Here is a 23,192-nt window from a genome sequence, read left to right as displayed (position 1 = left end):
AATTCAGGTTTCCAGATTCCGAACGGCGGATAGGCAGTGAGCGATCATAAAGCCGGGTACCGTGCTTTACGACAGCCGGCGACGGGGTCGCCGACGCTTTGAAATATATATGAGCATACGACGTATGGCTGTTTTAGAGGAACAATCGGATTTCCCTTGTGTTGAGTAGGCTTCATCAACGAGCCAAACCGTGGGAGAGCGTCATGATCAGTCCTCAAGAAACCGGACCCGGGTCAACAACCTCGGAGCTGAAGCAGAAAATCAGCGATGATATCCAATCAGTATCTGACTACGCCGGCCGAGCTGCAACAAACATATCGGACGACGCAAAAGATGCAGCGACCGAACAAAAGAACGTCCTGGCTAACAAACTCGCCGGCGTTGCCGATGCTTTGGAAAAGGTCTCCTCTGAACTTGAGAGCGGAGACCATCGCGACATTGGCCATCTTACGCGCAATCTTGGAACCAATCTGCGCAGCGCGTCCCGCAGTATTGAGGACCGCAGCTTGAGCGAAATCGCTGGCATGGCCGAGGACTTCGGCCGCAAGCAGCCCCTCGCATTTCTGAGCATGGCTGCCATTGCCGGTCTCGCCGCTAGCCGGTTTCTGACGTCTTCGGCTCCCAAATCAGCCGCGTCGACACGTGATGGCGCTGTCTCAGGCCAACTGCCCGCGTCGAGAGCTCCATCGACTTCTGTCGCACCCACCAGCCTGACCACTACGGAGGGCCGCGCATATGACTAACTCAACCGATAACCGTTCCCTTCCGGAGCTAGTCACCGGCCTGGTCGGCGACATCTCCGGCCTTTTCCGTAAAGAAGTCGAGCTCGCAAAAACGGAAGCGTCCGAGAAGGTGTCGCATGCCTTGACGGGTGTGGAAGCCTTCGCTGCAGGCATCGTTCTGGCAATTTGTGCGGTGGGTGTGTTGTTGGCCGCGCTGGTCAACGGGATCACTGCGCTGCTCGTCTCGCAGGGCATGACGGAACCGAACGCTGACGCGTTGTCATCGGTCGTCGTTGGGGTTGCCGTCGCACTTATTGCCTGGGGCCTCGCTTCGCGCGGACTGAAAGTCCTCAAGGGCGAAAATCTCAAGCTCGAGCGCACGTCCGCCTCGCTGCAGCGCGACGCCCAGATCGTAAAGGATAGAACCTAATGGCTTACACGTCAGACAACTCGCGATCTGCAGAGATCGAAAACGAAATAGCACAGGACCGCCGGCGCATCGAGGAGCGGCTCGACGCAATTCAGCAACGAATGTCGCCGGGTCAACTCGTGGATGAAGGACTCGCCTACCTTAAGTCGAGCGGCGGCGGCGAATATGCATCAAACTTCGGAGCTGCTATCAAAAACAACCCGATCCCGCTGGCCCTTATGGGTGTCAGCCTTGCGTGGCTGATGGCGGGACCAAAGACCAGCGTGGCTTCCTATGCTCAAAGCTCGGAGGAAACTTACCCTCTCGCCACCACCACCGGCAATCTGCGTCGCATCGGTCCGCCGGAGGCAGAAGGCGATGCGCATTATAGCCACTTCAGCGACGCCGGCGGAAGCCGCTTCAAAGCCCTGACCGACAAGACGGGCCGTCGCGCGGGGCATTTCATTGATGCCAGTGGAAAGACCTACCGCGGTTTTGCAGATGCGACCGGTCGCCAAATCCATGATATCCGTGACGAGGCCGGAAACCTTTTCGATGAGGCTTCCGGTTGGGTATCCGACACCTGGCAGTCAATCACCGACTCGGCCGGCAAAGCTAGGCAGCAACTGTCCGATGCAAGCAGCAGTGCAACCGATATGGGCTCTCAGCTCAATGAAGCCGTGCTGAAGCACTTCAAGGATCAGCCGCTCGTCGGCGGGGCGCTTGCTTTTGCCCTTGGAGCAGCTATCGGAGCCGCTCTGCCTCACACGCAAACCGAAGACGAAGCTCTCGGAGAGACCGCCGACCAGCTGAAGGGTTCTGTATCGGCCAAAGTTTCTAAAACAGTCGACAAAGCCAGCGAGGCAGCGTCTCAGGTTTATCAGAAAGCAGTAAACGTGGCATCCGATGTTCACGATGCCGCCCGAGATCGAGTCGCAAAGGAAACCGGTTCGACCGACGCGGTAGACGGTCCGAAAACGTTCTGACCTAGGTTTGAGAACCCACCCGCCCGACAATTTGATCGGGCGGGTGTTTGGCCACTTCACCGTGCCGCAGTGGCTTACGTTTAATGCCGATGAAAATTTTTGCTCCAATTTGCTAGTCGAATTGAATATGCTCTGCCGAGGAGTCCTAAAAGGGCTCACGCATTGACGATGGCGTTCCTTGGCCGCTCTCTCATTCCCCTATTGGGTCTATTGGCATTTGGATTGCACGACGCTGGCAATCTAGCCGGACCCATGTCCCAGTTCAGGCGCCAGAATTCACGACGCAGCAAGAGCTCAACCGCGAGGCGGTGCAGAGCTTTGAACTCGGGTTCGTGGCGAACTATCTATCCGCTGTATTTGTCGCGTTCCATCCCAAGCCTGATGCGCCGGGGGCTAAGCCAGTTAGCCTCATCCATCAGATAGGATTTCAAGTCGCCCCGGCGCGCAGTTGTCCTTGGTTCACTCGATCCAACTGAATAGGGCTCCCACGACAACAGTTCACGTAGACTTTCCAGGACGAGCACTCATGTCGGATCTCCGAAGATGTTCTGGCAGAGAGGGCTGCGCAAAGCACGTTGTTCCATCGCTTTCGTCTGGATGATCGCATCGAGGGCACTAACTGAATGCGAAGCAAGGAGGGATATCATGGAGGAACCGCGACTTCGGCCGGATGGGCTGCAACTAGAAGAGCATCGTCGATTTCAGAAGCGGTTCTGGAAAATAGAACGTATCGCCTGGGTCGCGTTTGCAATTGTTACAGTCGCTGCCCTTCTTGGATTGACCGGGGCCGGGGGGCCGCTAGCAACCGCGTCCGCAGAAAGCAGCAATGCGGTGATCTCCTATCCTCGCGTGGCGCGATGGGAGACTGCAGACGAACTGCAAATCGCCTTCAGGCCAAGAGACGGTGTCACCGAGCGAATGGTCACGCTTTCGCCCGCCTTCGCAAAAGCCTTTCAGCTCGAAGATGTCCAACCGGAACCCAGCGAAACCACCATTAGCGATCGTGGTCAGATATTGATTTTCGGGAATGCTGACTCAAACGGTGGCCTAGTAACCATGCATATCCGGGCACAGTCGGTCGGTCGCAACGGATTCAGCGTAACAGTCGATGGTGATGCATCGACCGCTCTAACGACTTACGTCTTACCCTGAGGCCACCACCATGGAAACCGTTATCCGCGGCGCTTCGATCTATTTCATTCTTCTCGTCATTTTGCGGTTGTCCGGCCGCCGCACTGTTGCCCAGATGACCCCGTTCGATCTGGTTTTGCTCTTGGTTGTATCGGAAACCACACAACAGGCACTGCTGGGAGACGACTTCTCGATTACCAATGCCGTGGTTCTTATGATCGTTCTGTTCGGGATCGACATCGGCCTATCCTACTTCAAGCGTTGGGCGCCGGGCGCCGCAAGATATATGGACGGCGCTCCGACCGTTCTCATCTCTGATGGCAAGGTGGATTTCCGTGCTTTCCATCGCGCGCGCGTAAGCCTTGATGACGTGTTGACGGCAGCGCGCCAGAACCAGGGGCTCGAGCGTCTAGAACAGATCAAGTCGGCCGTGCTCGAAGCTGATGGTGCGGTCAGCATCATACCAGGCTCGTAGACAGATGTTTGGCGTAGGACGTTCTGGCTGACGACGGGAATGTCGGAACATCAGACGGATTGTTGCATTAGCCATGTGCAATGCAGCATCCGACAGCATTGCTCCCCCAGGTAAGCAATATCCGAGAGCACAATGCCGACACCCGAAAAGAAGATCCGTTACGCCGTCGTCGCCGGCGGCCAAATCTCCCAGCAAGCTTTCATGCCCGGTATCAAACAGACCGACAACTCCGAGCTGGCCGCATTGGTCACCGGCGATCCTGTTAAAGCCGACAAGCTGGCCGGCCAATATGCGATCAAATCCTGGTCCTACGAGCAGTACGACGAGCTCCTGAAGTCCGGTGATATCGACGCCGTCTATGTTGCCACCCCGAATTTCCTGCATACGCCGTTCGCAGTCGCCGCACTTGAAGCAGGCATCCATGTCCTTCTTGAGAAACCGATGGCGTCCAGTGTCGAGGAAGCGGAGCAGATTCTCGCCGCACAGAAGAAGACTGGCGCAAAACTGATGATTGCCTACCGGCTTCACCACGAGCCCGGCAATGTCGAGTTGTTCACGCGCGCCCGAGCTGGCGATTTCGGAGATCTCAGATCGTTTACGTCGGTTTTCGCGCAGAACGTCGCTGAGGAGAATTCGCGTGGCCATAACGACTATTGGTGTGGACCGGTACCGGACATGGGTACGTACCCGCTGAATGCGGTTCGCAACCTCTTTGGCGCTGAGCCGATCGCGGTGCACGCGGTCGGAACCAAGACCAAGGACCGCGGCTTCAACTTCGATGACACGGTTGCCGTGACATTGCTGTTCCCAGAGGAACGCACGGCCCAGTTTACGGTGAGCTACGCGACCGCTTCGGCTGAAAACTTCTCGGTGGTCGGCACCAAGGCAACGATCGAAGCCTCGCCCTGCTTCATGTTCGGGCCGTCCGTCGGCATCGCCTATAAGGAGATCACCGATGAGGGCGAAAAAGAGCATGCGTTCGAGCCGGTCGAGCAATTCGGAAATGAAACGCAGTACTTCTCTGACTGCATCCTCAACGATCGCGAACCCGAAGCCGATGGCGAGGAAGGGCTGATGGACATGCGGGTGCTTGCCGCGGTCGAAACGTCCTTGCGAACCGGAGAGACGGTGAGCCTCCCGCCGGCATCCCGAAGCCGTCATGTGGCTGCTGACCAGGCGCTGAAACTGAAGCCTGCCAAACAGCCCGCAGAAGATGAAATGATCAACATTATTCCGCAGTCGAAATAGGCGGAAGCATCCGTAACCTCCCGACATGCTTGCCTCTTCAATCGGTAAGGAACATGGCGCGCGTTACAAGGTTACGCATCACACCACAACCATAAGGGAGCTCTCCTATGGGACTGAAAGCGATTGCGCTCAATGCGACCCGTCCGGGCCAGCCGGCCGTATGCGCGCCTCTCTATGTTTCCCTGGCATCGCAGGAATCGAACTTTATTACCGGCGACGTCTTCGGTGTCACCGGCGGCAATACGCTGCCCTGATGCTGTTTTCCCTTACACCAGAACGCTCGGGCGGCTTCCTGCCGCTCGAACATTACGCGGCTATCGGCGAAGGCCGCTCTGTTGCGCTCATTGGAGCGGACGGCTCGATCGATTGGTGGTGCGCGCCCGATATGGACTCGCCTCCGCTGTTCAACCGGATGCATGACCCCGACGGCGGTCGCTTTTCGCTTACCCCGACGACCCCTTTCAGGATCGAGCGGCGGTATCGTGCAGACAGCAACGTCCTTGAGACGACATTTATTACTGCAAAGGGTCGTGCCCTCGTAACGGAATCCTTGAACAGCGGTGCCGGAGGACGCCTGCCCTGGTGCGAACTTGCTCGCCGCATCGAAGGACTTTCCGGCACGGTCGAGTTTGACATCGTGATCAACCCGATATGCTCCCAGGGGAAGGTACGTCGTGTCAATCATCCAAACGCTGCCATTCGCTATATTGGCGATCTCACCACGACGTTTTGCCATCCGCCCGCCGTTTCCGTCGATGTGGATGAGGATCGCACCACCTCCGCCCGATACCGCGCGGAAGCCGGCACCCGGATTTGCATTGCCTACCTCGTTGCCGACCAGGCACCCTTGGCAGTGCCGGAATTGTCGGAGATCGACGAGAGGATCGATTTCAGTGACGAGGAGTGGCGGCGCTGGGCAGATAAGCTTTCCTATGATGGTCCATTCCGCGATGACCTGGTGCGCTGCGCCTTATCGCTGAAGTTCCTCCTCTATTCGAAAACCGGTGCGATCGCCGCGGCCGCTACGTCGGGACTGCCTGAGCGATTGGGTGGGTACAAGAATTATGATTATCGCTACGCATGGATCCGCGATGCCGCCTACACCATTAAGGCGCTTCTTCGTGCCGGCGGGCTGTCGGAAGCGATCGCTGCGTTTGGGTGGCTTGTGCGGACGATCGATGAGGATGGGCCAACACCATCGGTGGTCTACACGCTCGACGGCAGGGAGGTCCCCGATGAAGAGGCCATCGACGTTCCGGGTTACAAGGGATCGACGCCCGTGCGCCGTGGCAACCGCGCCAAGCAACAGGTCCAGCTCAGCTGCTATGGAGACGTTCTGGAGACCGCGTCGCTATTTGCCGACCAGGGACATGTTCTTGATCCGAGGACAAGCCTTCTACTTGAGCGGCTGGCGGATCAGGTCGTAGATCGCTGGCAGGAGAAGGATGCCGGCATCTGGGAGCTTGAGGATCAGCAGCACTATACGTTCTCCAAAATCGGATGTTGGCTTGCGCTAGATCGGGCGGCTCACCTTGCCAGGGAGGGACATATCGAGGGGGATGCATCCCGGTGGGAGGCGGAGCGCGACCGGGTGGTGGCCTGGATCGACGCCAACTGCTGGTCGAATGAGCGTCAGGCGTATACCTTCTATGCCGGCACTAACAAGCTGGATGCCTCGCTGCTTTTGACGACACGGTTTGGCTTCGAGCATGAGGACCGGCTCAGGCGCACGCGGGATGCGATCGAAGGTGAGCTCGCCGTTGGTCCACTGGTTTATCGGTACAGCGAAGCCGCAAAGGAGGAGGGTAGCTTTGTCGCCTGCGCATGCTGGCTCGTCGAAGCTTACGCGTTTCTTGGCGAGGTCGACCGCGCCGAAGACATGCTGAAGTCCCTCCTGAAAAAGCTGGGCAACAATTTCGGCATCCTGTCAGAGGAAATGGATGCCGAAACAGGCGAGGCGCTCGGCAATCTTCCGCAGGGCCTCAGTCATCTTGCCCTTCTTCACGCGATCTACGCATTACAGGAAAACCGATGATGACCGATTTGAAAGTTCTCGACGCTTCCCTGCCCCCGGATCAACTCGGCGAGGGCGTGTTTTGGGACGGCGACGCCGGCGCCCTTTATTGGGTGGATATCGAGCGACAGGTCATCCATCGTTACAATGTTGCCGCCACTGCGCATCAATGCTGGAAAGCGTCAAAGAAGGTTAGCTTCGCCTACTCACATGACGGCCATCTCATGTTGTGCTTGGCGAACGGCGTTTATCGTTTCGATCCGCAGACCGGCATCGAGACCCCGCTTGCGGTCCTCAACCTGCCAAGCGATCACCGCCTTAATGACGGAAAGGTCGATCCATTTGGACGGCTGTGGGTCGGCACGATAAACACGAGTGAGGATCCTGCCGAGACTGCCGCACTTTACGTCTTGAGAGGCGACGTTCTGGAAGAGGTCGAGAGTGGATATGTTAACGCTAACGGCAAAGCGTGGAGCCCTGATGGAAGGGTAATGTATCACGCGGATACGGACCGCGGCACGATCTGGCAATACGATTATGATGGTGAGACCGGCACGGCTTCCGGTAAACGCGTGCTGGTTGAGATTCCGGAAGGAAATCCCGACGGGCTATGCACCGACGAGGACGGGAACATAATCGCTGCCATGTACGGCAAAGGTTGCCTCAAGGTTTTTTCCTTCCGAGGTGATGAAAAAGCGCAAATTGACCTGCCGGTGTCAAATCCGACAAGCTGTGTTCTTGTGGGTTCGAAACTGTACATCACAACGGCCTACGACGGCCTGACCGAAGAAGAGCGCAAGCAGAACCCGGATGCAGGGCGAGTGTTCGTAGCGCGCTACTCTCCGCCGAGCGATGGATAAGCCGAAAAGTCGGGGCGCAGCATCTCTGCTCCAGCGTGCGAACCGTTATTCCTGACGGAGGTTCGCTGCTGGAGCGAAAGGTCAAAGCCCTAAATCATGATTTCGCCGCCGGTTACCGGGATGACCGCACCAGTCATGTAGCTACCCAAATTGGACGCGAGAAGGACATATGCCCCTGCAAGTTCAGCGGGCTGACCAGCGCGCCCGATGAGCGTCTGCTCTCCGAACTTCGCCGCCTTTTCCGCCGGCATTGTCGAGGGAATGAGCGGCGTCCAGATCGGTCCAGGCGCTACGGCGTTTACGCGGATGCCCTTTTCAGCGACCATTTCCGCCAAGCCAGCCGTGAAGTTCGAAACCGCCCCCTTCGTCGAAGCGTAGGCGAGAAGCTGAGGTGACGGCTGTCTCGACTGGATGGACGTGGTGTTAATGATCGAACTGCCGGGTTCCATGTGCGGGATAGCCGCCTTTGACAGAAAGAACGGTGCATATATGTTTGTGCGGAATGTCTCGTCCCATTCGTCGGCTGTGATGTCGCAGATGTCAGCATAGGTTCGCTGAAAAGCTGCATTGTTGACAAGAATATCGACGCGGCCGAACTCGCTCACCGCGCGCTCCACGATATCGATGCAGTGATCTTCCGACTTGATATCGCCGGGGACCAATATGGCGTTTCTCCCAGCTTTGCGCACCCAGCTAGCCGTGTCTTCAGCATCCTCGTGCTCATCCAGATAAGACAGCACGACGTCCGCTCCTTCTCTTGCAAAAGCGATCGCGACTGCACGTCCAATGCCGGAGTCGGCGCCTGTGATGACCGCGACCTTTCCGTCGAGTTTGCCATCACCGCGATAGGTATGCTCGCCATGATCAGGGACGGGCGTCATCGCATCGGTCTTCCCGGGCGGCTGCTGTTGCTGCTTAGGATAGGGTGGCTTCGGATGGTTTATCTGGTCGCTCATTGGTCACTCCTCGCTTCTGATAGGCAGTTAACCGCTCAGACGCATCGGCAGTTCCTCAGCAGACTTCGCAAGTTTTAAGGTGCCGTATGGAGCCATGGCCGGTTCGTCCAGCATGGCGTAGTAGCGTTCTTCAGCCTCGGCTGGCGGTATGTTTCCGACGGGCTCCATGCCCGATGACTGGCAGACGACATCTCATGGTTATGAAACGCGTATTGCCGCCTACGACCGACAAAATCCCGATCGACTTCTAGGCACTGACGAGGCCGAATGCGCCACGCGTCCTGTGACGGAACTTTTCCGCTGTGACAAGGGTTCGGCAGGATAGAGGAGATACGACAATGACCGACCCAAAAGACTATCCTGAACAGGATCCGGCGGAAGGATCGCGCGAGACGATCGAGCGGGATCTGCAGCGGCTCGATGAGAACGCTGGCAAAGCCGATACCGCGCCCCGCGGGGACCAGGCAGAAAACGGAAAGGCCGGCGCAGAGGCGGCAGAGCCATCACCAGGCAGTTAAGTACGTGCCGCCACAATCGGGGGAGATCAGTTTGCGCGACGAAGACCGGTCGAACAGCAGGGGCCGCGTTTCCCGAGACTGATTTTCTCGGCGTCCACACGCAGGCGCGCAAGCTTCAATCTCTCGACGTCGCTCTTGTCATCCTTGACTGCCCTGTGTGTATCCATCAGCCGCGCGACCAGAGCTTGTCTTTCTACTTCTGCGAGTTGGGGATTGCTGAGCCTCCAGAGCCGAGCCCCCACCACCATGTAGCGGCCATCCGGCGTCTGAGGTAATGGCTTGGTTTCGCTCCTCAAACGCGATCCAAAGTATGAATGGTCCGGCCTAGCACACCGCGTGACCCGTCAGCTGCGATCAGATCGCTTCCGCGCACCCAGATTTTGCCGTCTACATCCATGCCGCGTCGCATGGCTGCGGCCGCAAGGTCGCGATATGGATCTCGGTTTCTCCCTGCATTTCAGCTTGCTTTTTCTTTTTGAGATCCGCTTCGACGCTCTTTCGCAAAGCGTCCATGATGTTCACGATGTTTGAAGCGGGCGCAGCATGCGCGCTTTTTTGCTTCTTGCGACCTTCTTCGGCTCCAGCTGCTTTTTCTTCTGCTCGATCAGCGCGAGGAGCGCATTCTGGATCGGATCGCTGATCGTCTGGCATCAGGTAACGCGGTTTTTCGAGGTAGACCCACTCGATGCTGTCGGCTGGTGCGAACTTCTCGATGTCCATTGTCTTCAGCGTGTCGAGCGCCACGGCATCGAGATCGTCCTCGGTTAGGAAGACGTAGTCGTTTTCGCCGCGCGCATAACCCTTGGCCTCATTGTCGTCTTTCACCGGCTTGCCGGTCATCGAGTCGATATACTGCGGGACGACGCGGTTGCCGGTTTCCTTATTAAGCGTGTGGAACCGCGCTTTTCCCCTTCAGAGGTGGCCGCATCATCGACATTGGGCAAGTGACGAGTGAGAGCTTCAGATAGCCTTTCCAAAAGGACGAAGTGTCATGATCTCGTCTCCTCACCAGGTCTTTCGGCGTGGACACCTCGACCTTCTTGCGTTTCGGCAATGCCTTGCCTTCGCGCACTGACTCCTCAATGGGATCCGTCGATTAGCTTATTATCCATGGTCGGGTCAGCAGTTCACATCTCATCAGGCGCTTTGAAGATATGTCGCTGACTCTCTGGCGCCTTGCTTCGCACCGTGAGCCAGGCAAACGCAATTAGCTATTGAGGGCCGATTGAGATGTAATGCGCAATCTGTGCATCAGGGTGCGGAATCAACAGGTCAACTTGCGGGCTTTATCCGCTTCACAGGGATCAAACCCGATTATTTCGTTGAAATATCTCCCTGCCGGTTTCCTATAATGCTTTCTGCAATTGCAGCGGCCGCAGATACATGCGCACGGCATGCTGATGCCGCTACTTCCGGTTCGTTCCTTTCAATGCCGTCGAATATCTTTCGGATCTGGGAAGGACCGGAAATGGTCCTGTTCGATGTGGACAATGTCATCACGCGCAGGCGTGAAATCCGACTGTTCAGTCGGCTAACGATATTCCAGGCGATCGTATGTCCCGCCGCATGAAAGATAATCTTATAAAAACCGGTGGTCGCGTCGAGAATACCCAAGGGCGAGTTTTGTCGTGAAGTACGATCGAGCTCGTCAAGCGATTTGCGCAGTTCGGCTTTGACCGTGTCATCGGCAACGCGAGCGCAGTCGGCGACAGCCGTCGATTCCAGGGCTGCGCGAATTTCGTAGATTTGCCGCGCATCGTCCCATTCGAACCTTGCAACGATCGGTCCCTGCTTGGCGAGCATTTCTACCAGGCCTTCCGCCTCAAGGTGCCGAATAACTTCGCGAATGACGGATCGCGAGACGCCGAGCTGATCGCAGAGTGTCCTTTCCACAAGACGAGCACCTGGCTCGAACAGTCCGCTTATGATGGCGCGTCGCATGCGCTCCAGGGCCATTTCACGCAGCGTTGCGGGCGGGGTTTCGATGCGGAGGACCGCGAGGCTGTCGGCGTTGTTGATCATGCTTTCTCATTACCGACTAAAAATGATTCCGGCAAGCGCTTGACATGTGATAAGATGGTATACCAACATACGATCAGACGAAATTGCAGGAGAGCACCATGGCAGCGCCGGTCAGAAAGACCTTTCTTCAGATCGAAACGACGCATGTTGAAGGCGGCAAGGAAGCCGCGACGCCACTGAAGCTGATTGCGGCGCTGGCCGTGGTGAAAAATCCATGGGCAGGTCGTGGCTTTGTCGAGGATCTGAAGCCTGAGATACATGCAATCGCTCCGATCCTTGGCGAGCTGCTGACCAAGATGATCATCGATACGGTGGGTTCCGGCGAGGCTGTCGAAGCCTATGGCAAGTCTGCCGTCGTTGGTCTGGATGGCGAAATCGAACATGGTTCGGCGCTGATCCACACGCTGCGTTTCGGCAATCATTATCGTACGGCCGTCGGTGCGAAATCCTATCTGGCGTTCTGCAATACGCGTGGTCCGGCCAATGCGCCGATCATGATCCCGTTGATGGACAAGAACGACGAAGGCCGTCGCTCGCATTACCTGACGATCCAGTGCGCCATTCCGGATGCGCCGGCGGCCGACGAGATCGTCGTCGCGCTCGGTGCCTCGATCGGTGGCCGTCCGCATCACCGCATCGGTGATCGCTACCAGGACCTCAAGGAGCTGGGTCACGATGCTGCAAACCCTGCCGCGGTCTAAGACGCCCTCCGGCGCAGCCTATATCGACCAGGGGCAGGACGGCGAGACACTCGTCCTCATCCATGGGGTGGGCATGCGCATCGAAGCCTGGGGGCCGCAGATCGAGCGGCTCTCGAAAGATCACCGCGTTATCGCGGTCGATCTTCCCGGCCACGGTTTTTCGGCCCCGCTGGATGCGAAGCCGGAACTGCCAAATTTCGTCGCCTGGTTCGCAAGGCTGGTCGATGATCTGGGGCTTGAAGCGGTCAATGTCGCGGGCCATTCGATGGGCGCGCTGATTGCCGCCGGATTTGCCGCGACGGAGCCGTCAAAACTCCGTCGGGTCGCTCTTCTGAACGGTGTCTACAAACGGACGCCGGCGGCGCGCGAGGCAGTGGAAGCCCGTGCCGACGAGATCTTTTCCGGTGCCTTCGACCGTGAAGCGCCGCTCGAGAGATGGTTTTCGTCGGATGAGAGGGATGGTGCAGCCTATCGTCTCGTGCATGACCTGCTGCAGAAGGTCGATCCCGGCGGGTATGCCGCTGCGTATCGGGCATTTGCCACCGGCGATGCTGTCTATTCCGACAGCTGGCCGCTGGTGAAAGCACCAGCCTTGTTCCTGACAGGCGATGGCGACAAGAATTCGACGGCCGAAATGGCCGAAGAGATGGCCAAAGCGGCGCCTCAAGGAAGGGCGGTCTTCATCAGAGGCCATAGACACATGGTCAATCTCACGGCGCCGGAGGAGGTGAGTGAGGCACTGGCCGACTGGCTCACCTGGCAGCCGGCGCGATAAGGAGGAATGGGAGGAGTGACGATGAGTGACCCAAGAGCGCTACGCGATGCATTCGGTGCATTCCTGACCGGTGTCACCGTGGTGACCACGTTCAATGACGAAGGCGCGCCGATCGGTTTCACCGCCAACAGTTTCACCAGCGTTTCGCTGGATCCGCCGCTGCTTCTGGTCTGCCTGGCGAAGACATCGCGCAATTACCAGACGCTGATGACCACGAAGGGGTTTGCGGTCAACATTCTCTCCGAAGACCAGAAGGATGTTTCCAACACCTTTGCCCGTCCGGTGGAAGATCGTTTTGCCGCTGTCGATTGGCAGAAGGGGCCTTTCGGTGCGCCCGTATTCTCTGACGTTGCCGCCTGGTTCGACTGTTCGGCACATGAACGTGTGGATGCCGGCGATCATGTCATCCTGATCGGCAGGATCGAAGGGTTCGAAAATTCCGGCAAGACCGGCCTCGGTTATGCCCGTGGCGGCTATTTCACGCCAGCGCTCACCGAAAAGAACCTGCTGGCCAATGTCGAGGGCAGCCTGTCGGTCGGCGCCGTTGCCGAACGGGCCGGCGAGATCCTGCTGGTGCCGGACGCGAATGGTGGCTGGACGCTGCCTTTTGTCGACAAGGCCGAAAGCGAAGGCATGGAAGTGCTTGAACCGCAGTTCACCGCCGAGATCGGTCTCTCGATCCAGACCGGCCTGCTTTATTCCATCTACGAAGACACCAAGGCCGGCCGCCAGCACATCGTCTATCGCGCCGCGTTAGGCGAGGGCGCGCCGAAGATCGGCCAGATGTTCCCGCTGCAGCAACTGCCACTCGAAAAGATCCAGGATTCCGCCGTCCGCGAGACGGTGAAGCGTTACGCCCAGGAAAGCACGCTCGGCAATTTCGGCATCTATTTCGGCAATCAGGAAAAGGGCCGCGTTCACGCCGTGGCTAAAAAAGGGTGATCCCATGAAGTTCTCGCTTTTCGTTCATATGGAACGGCTGAATGCCAGCCAGAACCATGAAGAGCTCTACGAAGAGTTCATCAAGCTCTGCGAGATTGCCGACAAGGGGGGCATGCACGCCATCTGGACCGGTGAGCACCACGGCATGGAATTCACCATCGCGCCGAACCCGTTCGTGAACCTCGCCGATCTCGCTGCCCGCTTCAAGAACGTACGCCTCGGCACCGGCACGGTGATCGCGCCCTTCTGGCATCCGATCAAGCTTGCCGGTGAAGCGGCGATGACTGATCTCATCAGCGGCGGCCGTCTCGATCTCGGCATCGCCCGCGGCGCCTACAGTTTCGAATATGAACGCCTTTTGCCGGGGCTCGACCCATGGGGCGCCGGCCAGCGCATGCGCGAACTGATCCCGGCCATCAAGGGCATATGGGAGGGCGATTACGCCCACGATGGCGAGTTCTGGAAATTCCCGTCGACCACCTCTGCGCCAAAACCGGTTCAGCAACCGCACCCGCCGATCTGGGTGGCCGCGCGTGACCCGAACAGCCACGAATTTGCGGTTGCCAATGGCTGCAATGTGCAGTGTACGCCGCTTGCCAACGGCGAGGCTGAAATCGCCAGCCTGATGGAACGTTTTGATGCGGCCTGCGAAAAGGCGCCGGACGTGAAGCGTCCGAAGATCATGCTGCTGCAGCACACTTATGTCGGCTCCGACGAAGCCGATATCGCCAGGGCTGCCAAGGAGATCAGCACCTATTACAATTACTTCTTCGCCTGGTTCAAGAACGAGCGGCCGATCAGCCAGGGCCTGATCCAGAACCTCAGCGAAGAGGAACTGGCGACCAACCCGAACCTTTCGCCGGAAAAAATGATCACCAACATGCCGATCGGCAATGCAGCAACGGTGATCGATCGCTTGAAGGTTTACGAACAACAGGGTTGGGACGAATATTCGTTCTGGATCGATACCGGCATGAGTTTCGAACGCAAGAAGGCTTCGCTCGAACGCTTTATCGCCGACGTCATGCCAGCATTCCGGTGAGGCAGAGATGCAGAGTTTTCAGCAATATATAGACGGTGTTTTCGAGGAGGGTTCGGGTCGGTTCGACAGTATCGATCCGGCAACCGGAAGCGTCTGGGCTTCCATGCCGGAAGCCCGCGAGGCGGATGTCGATCGCGCCGTCAACGCAGCCGAACAGGCATTGTGGAACGGCGCCTGGCCGGCGCTGACCGCAACCGCGCGCGGAAAACTTCTCTACAAGCTGGCGGATCTGGTGCAGGCCAATGCGCAGCACTTGGCCGAGCTGGAAACCCGCGATACCGGCAAGATCATCCGCGAGACCTCGGCGCAGATTGCCTATGTCGCCGATTATTACCGCTATTACGCCGGTCTCGCCGACAAGATCGAAGGCTCGACACTGTCGATCGACAAGACCGAGATGGATGTCTGGACCCGCCGCGAGCCCGTCGGTGTCGTCGCCGCCATCGTGCCGTGGAACAGCCAGCTGTTTCTGTCGGCCGTGAAAATCGGCCCGGCGCTTGCGGCCGGCTGCACGCTGGTGGTCAAGGCCTCGGAAGATGGTCCGGCACCGATGCTGGAATTTGCCCGCCTCGTGCATGAGGCCGGTTTCTCCAAGGGCGTCCTGAACGTCATCACCGGTTTTGGCCCCTCCTGCGGCAGCGCGCTTACCCGTCATCCGGGCGTTGCTCATATCGCCTTTACCGGCGGTCCGGTCACGGCCGCACACGTGGTGCGCAATTCGGCGGAAAACCTCGCCAGCACCTCGCTGGAACTCGGTGGCAAATCGCCCTTCATCGTGTTCGCCGATGCCGATCTCGAAAGTGCGGCCAATGCGCAGGTCGCCGGTATTTTTGCCGCCACCGGCCAGAGCTGCGTGGCCGGATCCCGCCTCATCGTCGAACGTTCGGTGAAGGACGAGTTCATCGCTCTTCTGAAAAAAAAGGCCGAAGCCATCCGCATCGGCACGCCGCTCGATATGGCGACGGAAGTCGGTCCGCTCTGCACCAAACGCCAGCGTGATCATGTCGAGCAGATCGTCTCGGCCTCGGTCAATGCCGGCGCAAAGGTGGTGACCGGCGGGCGTGCAGGCGAGGGCGACGGCTTTTATTACCTGCCGACCATTCTCGATTGCGACGGCATTAATTCGCCGTCTGTCGAAACCGAACTGTTTGGTCCGGTGCTCTCGGTCGTGTCCTTCACCAATGAGGATGAGGCGGTCGCATTGGCCAACGACACCCAGTACGGCCTTGCCTCCGGCGTGTTCACCCAGAACCTGACACGAGCGCATCGCATGGTGAAGCGCATCCGTGCCGGCATCGTCTGGATCAACACCTATCGCGCCGTGTCGCCGATCGCGCCGTTCGGCGGTTACGGCCAGTCCGGTCATGGTCGTGAAGGGGGGCTTGCTGCAGCCCTCGATTTCACCCGCACCAAAACGGTGTGGCTGCGTACGTCGGACGAGCCGTTCCCCGATCCCTTCGTGATGCGGTGAGCGCCATGTTCTACGAGATCAGAACCTATCGACTGAAGAACGGTGCCATTCCCGAATACCTGAAGGTGGTTGGCGAGATCGGCATCACCATTCAGAAAAAGCATCTCGGCAATCTCGTCGGCTATTTCTCTTCGGAGATCGGGCCGATCAACGAGATCGTCCATATCTGGGGTTTCGAAAGCCTCGATGACCGGCAGGCGCGGCGTGCGCGGCTGGGTGCCGATCCGGAATGGCAGGCCTTTCTACCAAAAATACGCGACCTGATCGTCACCGCTGACACCAAGATCATGTCGCCCGCTGCATTCTCGCCTCTGGGCGGCACAGCGCCGGTCTAGAGACAACACACCCATTCGCAGATCACGGTTTTTCTCAGGGAGGAGAAAACATGAAAAAGCAGACGATCATCGCGCTTCTCGCCGCCACCGCGGCCTTTGCCGGACAGGCAAGCGCCGCCGACATGGTGTTCACCAGCTGGGGCGGCACCACGCAGGATGCGCAGAAACAGCATTGGGCCGATACGTTCAGCGCCGAGGGTGGCGTCAACGTCACGCAGGACGGCCCAACCGACTACGGCAAGCTGAAGGCCATGGTGGAATCCAACAACGTTGCCTGGGATGTCGTCGACGTCGAAGGTGACTATGCGGTTCAGGCCGGCAATGCAGGTCTTCTCGAAAAACTCGATTTCTCCATCATCGACAAGACGAAGCTCGACCCGCGCTTTGTGACCGATTATTCGGTCGGCAGCTTCTATTATTCCTTCGTGATCGGCTGCAACAAGGATGCCGTTGATGCCTGCCCGAAAAGCTGGGCCGACCTTTTTGACGTTGCAAAATTCCCCGGCAAGCGCACCTTCTACAAGTGGTCGGCTCCCGGTGTGATCGAAGCAGCACTGCTCGCCGACGGCGTGCCGGCCGACAAGCTTTATCCGCTCGATCTCGACCGCGCCTTCAAGAAGCTCGACACGATCAAGTCGGAAATCGTCTGGTGGGATAGCGGTGCACAGTCGCAGCAGCTGCTGGCATCGGCCGAAGCACCGTTCGGCTCCTTCTGGAACGGCCGCCTGACGGCGCTTGCCCAGACCGGCGTGACCGTCGAGACGTCGTGGACGAACAACATCACTGCAGCCGACGCGCTCGTCGTTCCCAAGGGCACGAAGAACAAGGAAGCGGCGATGAAGTTCATCGCCAACGCCACAAGCGGCAAGGCGCAGGCCGAGTTCGCGACGATGACCGGTTACGCGCCGATCAACACGGACTCACCGAAGCTGATGGATGAGGATCTGCGCAAGACGCTGCCCGACCAACAGGCCGAAACCCAGGTCAATGCCGACATGAGCTATTGGGCCGCCCATCGCGACGAGATCGGCACCCGCTGGTACGCCTGGCAGGCCAAGTGATTTTCACCTGAAGACATGAAAGACGCGGGCCGGTGGTGTCGGCCCGTGAATTCCGTGAGGGAATCAGGAGGTTTGTAATGGTTCTGTCAGCAACGACTGACGATGGGCGGGGAAAGATCAGGCGCAACGGCAGTTTCGGCTATGTCGTGCCGGCTTTGTTGCTCATCGCCTTTTTCTTCATCATCCCCGTGCTCATGCTGCTGATGCGCAGCGTGCTAGAACCCACGCCCGGTCTGCAGAACTACCGCGAGCTTCTCGGCTCCACGACCTATCTGCGGGTTTTTCTCAACACGTTCACGGTTGCCGGTCTGGTCACCGTGGTGGCGGTGGTGATCGGTTTCCCGGTGGCGTGGCTGCTCGCCATCATGCCGGACAAGTGGTCGCGGCTGGTGATGGCGATCGTCGTCCTGTCCATGTGGACCAACCTTCTCGCCCGCACCTATGCCTGGATGGTGCTTTTGCAGCGCACCGGCGTCGTCAACAAGATGCTGATGAACCTCGGCATCATCGACAAGCCTCTGGCGCTGGTGAACAATCTCGTCGGGGTCACCATCGGCATGACCTATATCATGCTGCCCTTTGTCATCCTGCCGCTGATCGGCATCCTAAAATCGATCGATCCGGCCATCCTGCGCGCGGCGGCTCTCTGTGGCGCCAACAAACGCCAGTGTTTTACCCGCGTGCTGCTGCCGCTGTCGCTGCCGGGCATCGCCTCCGGCGCGCTGATGGTTTTCGTCATGTCGCTTGGTTATTACGTCACGCCGGCCCTTCTCGGCGGCACTTCCAACATGATGCTGGCCGAACTCGTGGCGCAATTCGTGCAGTCGCTGGTTAACTGGGGCATGGGTGGCGCGGCCGCACTCGTCCTGCTGCTGGTGACGATGGTGCTCTACGCGATCCAGCTCAAATTCCTGAACCCCAATCGGGCGAGGTAACAATCATGCTGCTCGATTTCGATAAGCTCGGCGGTTTGAAACCGTTCCTGATCGGCCTCACGGTTCTGGTCTGTCTGTTCCTGATCCTGCCAATCGTCTTCATCGCGGCGCTCTCCTTCGGCTCGTCGCAATGGCTGATCTTTCCGCCGCCGTCATGGACGTTTAAATGGTATCAGATGCTGTTTGCCGATCCGCGTTGGCTCTATTCGGCGCTGACCAGCCTCAAGATCGCCGCGATCGTCACGGTTCTTTCCGTCATTCTCGGTTTTCTGGCAGCTCTGGGCCTCAACCGTGGCAGTTTTGTCGGCCGCGAAGCCCTGCGCGCCCTGTTCCTCACGCCCATGATCCTCCCCGTCGTGGTGCTCGCCGTCGCCCTTTACGCGCTGTTTCTGCAGCTCGGACTGGCGGGCACCACGGTAGGATTCATCATCGCGCATCTTCTGATCGCACTGCCCTTCTCGATCATCTCGATCGGCAATGCGCTGGAAGGTTTCGACAAGTCGATCGAGGATGCGGCCATTCTCTGTGGTGCAAGCCCGTGGGAAGCCCGTATCCGGGTGACGGTGCCCGCCGTCAGCCACGGTATCTTTGCCGCCGCGATTTTTTCTTTCCTCGCATCCTGGGATGAGGTCGTTCTTGCCATCTTCATGGCCAGCCCGACGCTCCAGACTTTGCCGGTCAAGATCTGGGCGACGCTCCGACAGGATTTAACGCCTGTCATCGCTGCCGCCTCCAGCATTCTCATTGCCTTCACCATCCTGTTGATGGTCGTGGCCGCACTCTTCCGCAAGGGACGCAAAGCATGACCCAGCCATTCCTTTCCATTCGTGGCATCCGCAAGGCATTTGGCCAAGTGACCGCCGTCAAGAATGTGACCATGGACGTTGCCGAAGGCGAGTTCATGACCTTTCTCGGGCCGTCCGGTTCGGGCAAGTCGACGACGCTCTACATTCTTGCCGGATTTCAAGACCCAACCGATGGCGATATCCTGCTCAACGGCCAGAGCCTGCTGACAACCCCGTCGCACAAGCGCAATATCGGCATGGTGTTCCAGCGCTATACGCTGTTCCCGCATCTGACGGTCGGTGAAAACGTTGCCTTCCCGCTGCGCATCCGTCGGGTCGGTCAGGCCGAAATCGCCGAGCGGGTGAAGAAAGCTCTGGCACTGGTTCGGCTCGAAGGCTTTGAGGACCGCAAGCCGGCGCTGATGTCCGGTGGCCAGCAGCAGCGCGTCGCGCTTGCCCGGGCGTTGGTCTACAACCCGCCCGTCCTGCTGATGGACGAGCCGCTTTCGGCGTTGGACAAGAAGCTGCGCGAGGAAATCCAGTTCGAGATCCGCCGCATCCATCAGGAAACTGGGGTGACCATTCTCTACGTTACCCACGATCAGGAAGAGGCCCTGCGCCTTTCCGATCGTATCGCCGTGTTCAGCCAGGGCGAGATCGATCAGATCGGCACCGGTCAGGAACTGTATGCCAATCCGGCCACACATTTCGTCGCGGGCTTTATCGGTGACAGCAATTTCATCAATGCGGAAGTGCTGTCGAGCGACGATGGCAAGGCAAAGCTGGCTCTGCCGGGCGGCACGGTGATCGATGGCGTGCCGATGCATGCCGGCAAGGCAGGGGGCAAATCCGCTTCGCTTCTGCTGCGGCCGGAGCGCCTGTCGCTGTCGAGCACGCAGTTCGCCAGCGGCCTTGCCGTGACGATCAACGACATCACTTTCCTCGGTAACAATATCGAGGTGAGCACCCAGACCGGCAATGGCGAAAGCCTGTCCGTTCGCCTGCCGTTCGGTCATGAGGCGATTTCCAGCATCAGCCGTGGCGACCAGGCTTGGCTGAGTTTCGAGCCGAAATCGACCCACGCTTTCACCTGATCCCCGCGCCGAGGTCCGATCATCTCGGGCTTCGGTCACATTGCTGCAATCCACCTACCAAAGGAGGCCGGCGCCATGGCCCTGTCCGACATACTTGTTCGCCGTCTGAAAGATCCTTCGCTCGCCACCGACAAGGCTTTGATCGCCGGTGAATGGCTGTCGGAGGGCGAGGGCGGCGTGACATTCGAGGTCACCAATCCCTCGACCGGTGATGTGATCGCAACGCTTCCGGACATGACACGCGCCGACGCCGCCCGCGCCATCGATGCGGCTCACAAGGCGCAAAAACCCTGGGCAAAGAAGACCGGCAAGGAACGCGCCGCCGTTCTGCGCAAGCTGTATGATCTGATGGTCGCCAATGCCGATGATCTGGCGGCGATCCTCACCATGGAAATGGGCAAGCCGTTGGCCGAGGCCAAGGGCGAAATCCTTTATGGCGCATCCTATGTCGAGTGGTTCGGCGAAGAAGCCAAACGTATCTACGGCGATACCATCCCCGGCCATCAGCAGGACAAGCGTATCATCGTACTGAAACAGCCGATCGGTGTCGTCGCCTCGATCACGCCGTGGAATTTTCCCAATGCCATGCTGGCACGCAAGTTCGCGCCGGCCGTTGCGGCCGGCTGCACCATGGTCTCCAAGCCTGCCGCCGAAACCCCGCTTTCCGCCTTGGCTCTGGCTGTTCTGGCTGAACGCGCAGGGCTACCGGCCGGTGTCTTCAATGTCGTCACCTCGAAAAAATCCGCGGATATCGGGCTGGAATTCACGGATAACGACAAGGTTCGCAAACTGACCTTCACCGGGTCGACCGGCGTCGGAAAAATCCTGATGCGGCAGGGCGCCGAGCAGATCATGAAACTCGGTCTCGAACTGGGCGGCAATGCGCCTTTCATCGTGTTCGATGATGCCGATCTCGATGCGGCGGTCGAAGGCGCGATGATTTCAAAATATCGCAATAACGGCCAGACCTGCGTCTGTGCCAACCGGCTTTATGTGCAGGCCGGCGTCTACGATGCCTTTGCCGAAAAGCTGGCGGCAAAAGTGTCCGCCATGAAGGTCGGCGACGGTTTTGAGGAAGGCGTCGTCGCCGGACCTCTGATCACCGAAAAGGCGATCGAAAAGGTCGAGGAACATATCGCAGACGCGCTGGAAAAGGGCGGTGCTGTCGCGGTCGGCGGCAAGCGCGATGCGCGCGGCGGGCTGTTTTTTCAGCCGACCATCCTCACCGGCGTGACCTCGGCGATGAAGGTGGCCAAGGAGGAAACATTCGGTCCGGTCGCACCACTTTTCCGCTTCGAGACGGAAGACGAAGTCCTCGAGATGGCGAACGATACCGAGTTCGGGCTAGCTTCCTATTTCTACGCCAAGGACCTGAGCCGCGTGTTCCGGGTGGCCGAAGCTCTGGAGTACGGCATGGTCGGCGTCAATACAGGCCTCATCTCGACGGAAGTCGCGCCCTTCGGCGGCATCAAGCAATCCGGCCAGGGACGCGAAGGTTCAAAGTACGGCATCGAGGATTATGTCGAGGTAAAATATCTCTGCCTGCAGGTCGACTGAGATGGTGATGTGGGCCTTGTTGTGACGTTTTGAACCTGATGAGCCATTTCGACGTTTCAAGGCCAGACACCTCGTCATGAGTTCATATAGGTTCCGGAGCCTAAAGATCCTGTTCTCGCATAGGAAAACTTCCTAGTAGTGACATGCGCCCGAATGCCGGCCGGGGGCTCCTCTGGTTAAACTGGATCGAAGGGTTTCCCTGCCATGGGTGCTGTACGAGTGAACAGCAGGTCTTGGTCCTGCCACTGCTCCTCGAAATTCGATATGGAGCGCCCGCTCATCTCTGGGTTGATCGCGCCCAGTTCTGCCGATATGCCCTCCACAAGGCTGATGGCTGGAAGAATGGTGGCATAGAAGGACGTGCTTTCTGCGGGTGCCAGGAGAAGGTGGTCTGCAACTCCTGCCAGAGCGTCGACTGCAGCGTCGGTAATGATGCAGGTTGCCGCGCCTTTTGCCTTGGCCTGCTGTGCCGCTCTGATCGCCGAGTTGTAGAGGCGCCAGAAAGTGACGATAACGACGACATCACCTTCCTTGACGTCACCCAATGCATTGGCGATCGCCACGCCATCCGTCGCCAACTCCATCCTGTAACCGCAGAGTGTCGCGTGATGCGCGAGAATGTTGGCGATCGAGGCGAAGCTTCCTGACCCGATCACGATGCGGCGCCTCCCGTTTGCAATAAGCTTTGCAACGTCGCGAACAGTCTGTCTGTCTGTACGCCGGCGTAGTGCCGACAGCTGTTCGAGTTGACGATTCAGAGCCGCATCGAATGGTCGATCACTCCCGGTTTCTTGCTGGTGGACGACGCTGACCTCGGGCGCTGACAGCTTGCTCATGAAGCGGGCGCGGATTTCCTGCCTCAGCTCCGGCCAACCCGAGAAACCCAGGTTTTGTGCTGTTCGCGTGATTGTTGCAACGTTGACATTAGCCTGTTTTGCAAGGTCGGCGGCAGACGCAAACGATGCATGGCGAGGATCAATGATGACAGCCTGAACGACTTCATGTGCAGCGGGAGTGAGGGAGTGTTTCTCGTCGAGATCGCGGAGCCAGTCCTCCAGCGATACTGCAAAAGCAGCTGCAGCGTTTTTTGCATATTGCATATTAACGAAACTCCATGCAAAAAATGTTGCGCGACAAAATAGCGCGCCTGTGC

General features: G+C 58.5%; 23 protein-coding genes and 1 pseudogene. 20 read left to right on the top strand and 4 right to left on the bottom strand.

The genetic code is table 11. From position 1 onward, the window contains the following. Window positions 1-203 precede the first annotated feature (203 nt). The 8 genes from ACQKKX_RS07475 to ACQKKX_RS07440 all read left to right on the top strand — a co-directional run bounded on the left by ACQKKX_RS07475 (window position 204) and on the right by ACQKKX_RS07440 (window position 7,845). Complete coding sequence (locus ACQKKX_RS07475) at window positions 204-743, top strand: nutrient deprivation-induced protein (protein ID WP_427569897.1); 540 nt, start codon at window positions 204-206, stop codon at window positions 741-743. Further along, window positions 736-1,152, top strand: a complete 417-nt coding sequence (locus ACQKKX_RS07470) for a phage holin family protein (RefSeq protein ID WP_427569896.1) — start codon at window positions 736-738, stop codon at window positions 1,150-1,152. Before ACQKKX_RS07475 ends, ACQKKX_RS07470 begins: the two co-directional genes overlap by 8 nt. Further along, window positions 1,152-2,117, top strand: coding sequence for a DUF3618 domain-containing protein (locus tag ACQKKX_RS07465; protein ID WP_427569895.1), 966 nt, complete (start codon window positions 1,152-1,154; stop codon window positions 2,115-2,117). Before ACQKKX_RS07470 ends, ACQKKX_RS07465 begins: the two co-directional genes overlap by 1 nt. 645 nt (window positions 2,118-2,762) lie before the next feature. Continuing rightward, the gene (locus ACQKKX_RS07460; RefSeq protein WP_427569894.1) at window positions 2,763-3,269 is read left to right on the top strand and encodes a hypothetical protein; all 507 of its coding nucleotides are present in this window, start codon (window positions 2,763-2,765) and stop codon (window positions 3,267-3,269) included. A 10-nt stretch (window positions 3,270-3,279) separates the two neighbouring features. Beyond that, a complete protein-coding gene (locus ACQKKX_RS07455; RefSeq protein WP_427569893.1) occupies window positions 3,280-3,723 on the top strand; it encodes a DUF421 domain-containing protein in 444 nt (147 codons plus the stop codon). A gap of 132 nt (window positions 3,724-3,855) precedes the next feature. Then, window positions 3,856-4,971 (top strand): Gfo/Idh/MocA family protein, encoded by a 1,116-nt coding sequence (locus tag ACQKKX_RS07450; protein WP_427569892.1) that lies wholly within the window; start codon window positions 3,856-3,858, stop codon window positions 4,969-4,971. Between the two features lie 160 nt (window positions 4,972-5,131). Beyond that, on the top strand, window positions 5,132-7,006 hold the full coding sequence (locus ACQKKX_RS07445) for a glycoside hydrolase family 15 protein (RefSeq protein ID WP_427569891.1): 1,875 nt from the start codon (window positions 5,132-5,134) through the stop codon (window positions 7,004-7,006). Further along, complete coding sequence (locus tag ACQKKX_RS07440; protein ID WP_427569890.1) at window positions 7,003-7,845, top strand: SMP-30/gluconolactonase/LRE family protein; 843 nt, start codon at window positions 7,003-7,005, stop codon at window positions 7,843-7,845. The genes ACQKKX_RS07445 and ACQKKX_RS07440 overlap by 4 nt, the downstream gene beginning before the upstream one ends. Window positions 7,846-7,934: 89 nt before the next feature. Here the strand turns inward: ACQKKX_RS07440 and ACQKKX_RS07435 are convergent, their stop codons facing one another. Continuing rightward, complete coding sequence (locus ACQKKX_RS07435) at window positions 7,935-8,801, bottom strand: glucose 1-dehydrogenase (protein WP_427569889.1); 867 nt, start codon at window positions 8,799-8,801, stop codon at window positions 7,935-7,937. A 338-nt stretch (window positions 8,802-9,139) separates the two neighbouring features. On the opposite strand from ACQKKX_RS07435, the gene ACQKKX_RS07430 reads away from it, so the two are divergent. Continuing rightward, window positions 9,140-9,319, top strand: coding sequence for a hypothetical protein (locus ACQKKX_RS07430; protein WP_427569888.1), 180 nt, complete (start codon window positions 9,140-9,142; stop codon window positions 9,317-9,319). Between the two features lie 465 nt (window positions 9,320-9,784). Here ACQKKX_RS07430 and ACQKKX_RS07425 read toward each other — a convergent pair. Together ACQKKX_RS07425 and ACQKKX_RS07420 are read right to left on the bottom strand one after the other, a co-directional pair. Beyond that, a pseudogene (locus ACQKKX_RS07425) lies at window positions 9,785-10,256 on the bottom strand (Ku protein); the annotation flags it as partial. A gap of 377 nt (window positions 10,257-10,633) precedes the next feature. Then, on the bottom strand, window positions 10,634-11,341 hold the full coding sequence (locus tag ACQKKX_RS07420; RefSeq protein ID WP_427569887.1) for a GntR family transcriptional regulator: 708 nt from the start codon (window positions 11,339-11,341) through the stop codon (window positions 10,634-10,636). Between the two features lie 98 nt (window positions 11,342-11,439). On the opposite strand from ACQKKX_RS07420, the gene ACQKKX_RS07415 reads away from it, so the two are divergent. From ACQKKX_RS07415 to ACQKKX_RS07365, 11 genes are all read left to right on the top strand, one after another. After that, window positions 11,440-12,042, top strand: coding sequence for an amino acid synthesis family protein (locus ACQKKX_RS07415; RefSeq protein WP_427569886.1), 603 nt, complete (start codon window positions 11,440-11,442; stop codon window positions 12,040-12,042). Next, entirely contained in the window at window positions 12,017-12,817 is an 801-nt protein-coding gene (locus tag ACQKKX_RS07410) for an alpha/beta fold hydrolase (protein ID WP_427569885.1), read from the top strand. The genes ACQKKX_RS07415 and ACQKKX_RS07410 overlap by 26 nt, the downstream gene beginning before the upstream one ends. Window positions 12,818-12,838: 21 nt before the next feature. After that, entirely contained in the window at window positions 12,839-13,759 is a 921-nt protein-coding gene (locus ACQKKX_RS07405; RefSeq protein ID WP_427569884.1) for a flavin reductase, read from the top strand. A 4-nt stretch (window positions 13,760-13,763) separates the two neighbouring features. After that, window positions 13,764-14,801 carry an LLM class flavin-dependent oxidoreductase gene (locus ACQKKX_RS07400; protein ID WP_427569883.1) on the top strand — a complete coding sequence of 346 codons (1,038 nt, stop codon included), beginning with the start codon at window positions 13,764-13,766 and terminating at the stop codon, window positions 14,799-14,801. 7 nt (window positions 14,802-14,808) lie between these two features. Further along, a complete protein-coding gene (locus ACQKKX_RS07395) occupies window positions 14,809-16,272 on the top strand; it encodes an aldehyde dehydrogenase (RefSeq protein ID WP_427569882.1) in 1,464 nt (487 codons plus the stop codon). Between the two features lie 5 nt (window positions 16,273-16,277). Continuing rightward, window positions 16,278-16,607 carry an NIPSNAP family protein gene (locus ACQKKX_RS07390; protein ID WP_427569881.1) on the top strand — a complete coding sequence of 110 codons (330 nt, stop codon included), beginning with the start codon at window positions 16,278-16,280 and terminating at the stop codon, window positions 16,605-16,607. A gap of 50 nt (window positions 16,608-16,657) precedes the next feature. After that, a complete protein-coding gene (locus ACQKKX_RS07385) occupies window positions 16,658-17,668 on the top strand; it encodes an ABC transporter substrate-binding protein (protein WP_427569880.1) in 1,011 nt (336 codons plus the stop codon). Between the two features lie 77 nt (window positions 17,669-17,745). Then, window positions 17,746-18,603 carry an ABC transporter permease gene (locus ACQKKX_RS07380; RefSeq protein ID WP_427569879.1) on the top strand — a complete coding sequence of 286 codons (858 nt, stop codon included), beginning with the start codon at window positions 17,746-17,748 and terminating at the stop codon, window positions 18,601-18,603. A 5-nt stretch (window positions 18,604-18,608) separates the two neighbouring features. Next, entirely contained in the window at window positions 18,609-19,409 is an 801-nt protein-coding gene (locus tag ACQKKX_RS07375) for an ABC transporter permease (RefSeq protein ID WP_427569878.1), read from the top strand. Beyond that, on the top strand, window positions 19,406-20,482 hold the full coding sequence (locus ACQKKX_RS07370) for an ABC transporter ATP-binding protein (RefSeq protein ID WP_427569877.1): 1,077 nt from the start codon (window positions 19,406-19,408) through the stop codon (window positions 20,480-20,482). The genes ACQKKX_RS07375 and ACQKKX_RS07370 overlap by 4 nt, the downstream gene beginning before the upstream one ends. Before the next feature lie 75 nt (window positions 20,483-20,557). Beyond that, window positions 20,558-22,039 (top strand): NAD-dependent succinate-semialdehyde dehydrogenase, encoded by a 1,482-nt coding sequence (locus ACQKKX_RS07365; protein WP_427569876.1) that lies wholly within the window; start codon window positions 20,558-20,560, stop codon window positions 22,037-22,039. A 176-nt stretch (window positions 22,040-22,215) separates the two neighbouring features. Here ACQKKX_RS07365 and ACQKKX_RS07360 read toward each other — a convergent pair whose 3' ends face one another. Then, window positions 22,216-23,139, bottom strand: a complete 924-nt coding sequence (locus ACQKKX_RS07360) for a MurR/RpiR family transcriptional regulator (protein WP_427569875.1) — start codon at window positions 23,137-23,139, stop codon at window positions 22,216-22,218. Window positions 23,140-23,192 lie beyond the last annotated feature (53 nt).

It is taken from the genome of Neorhizobium sp. NPDC001467 (assembly GCF_050275975.1).
GTDB lineage: Bacteria > Pseudomonadota > Alphaproteobacteria > Rhizobiales > Rhizobiaceae > Neorhizobium.
Note: the sequence above shows the minus strand (reverse complement) of the source record. Positions and strands in the feature narration are given on the sequence as shown.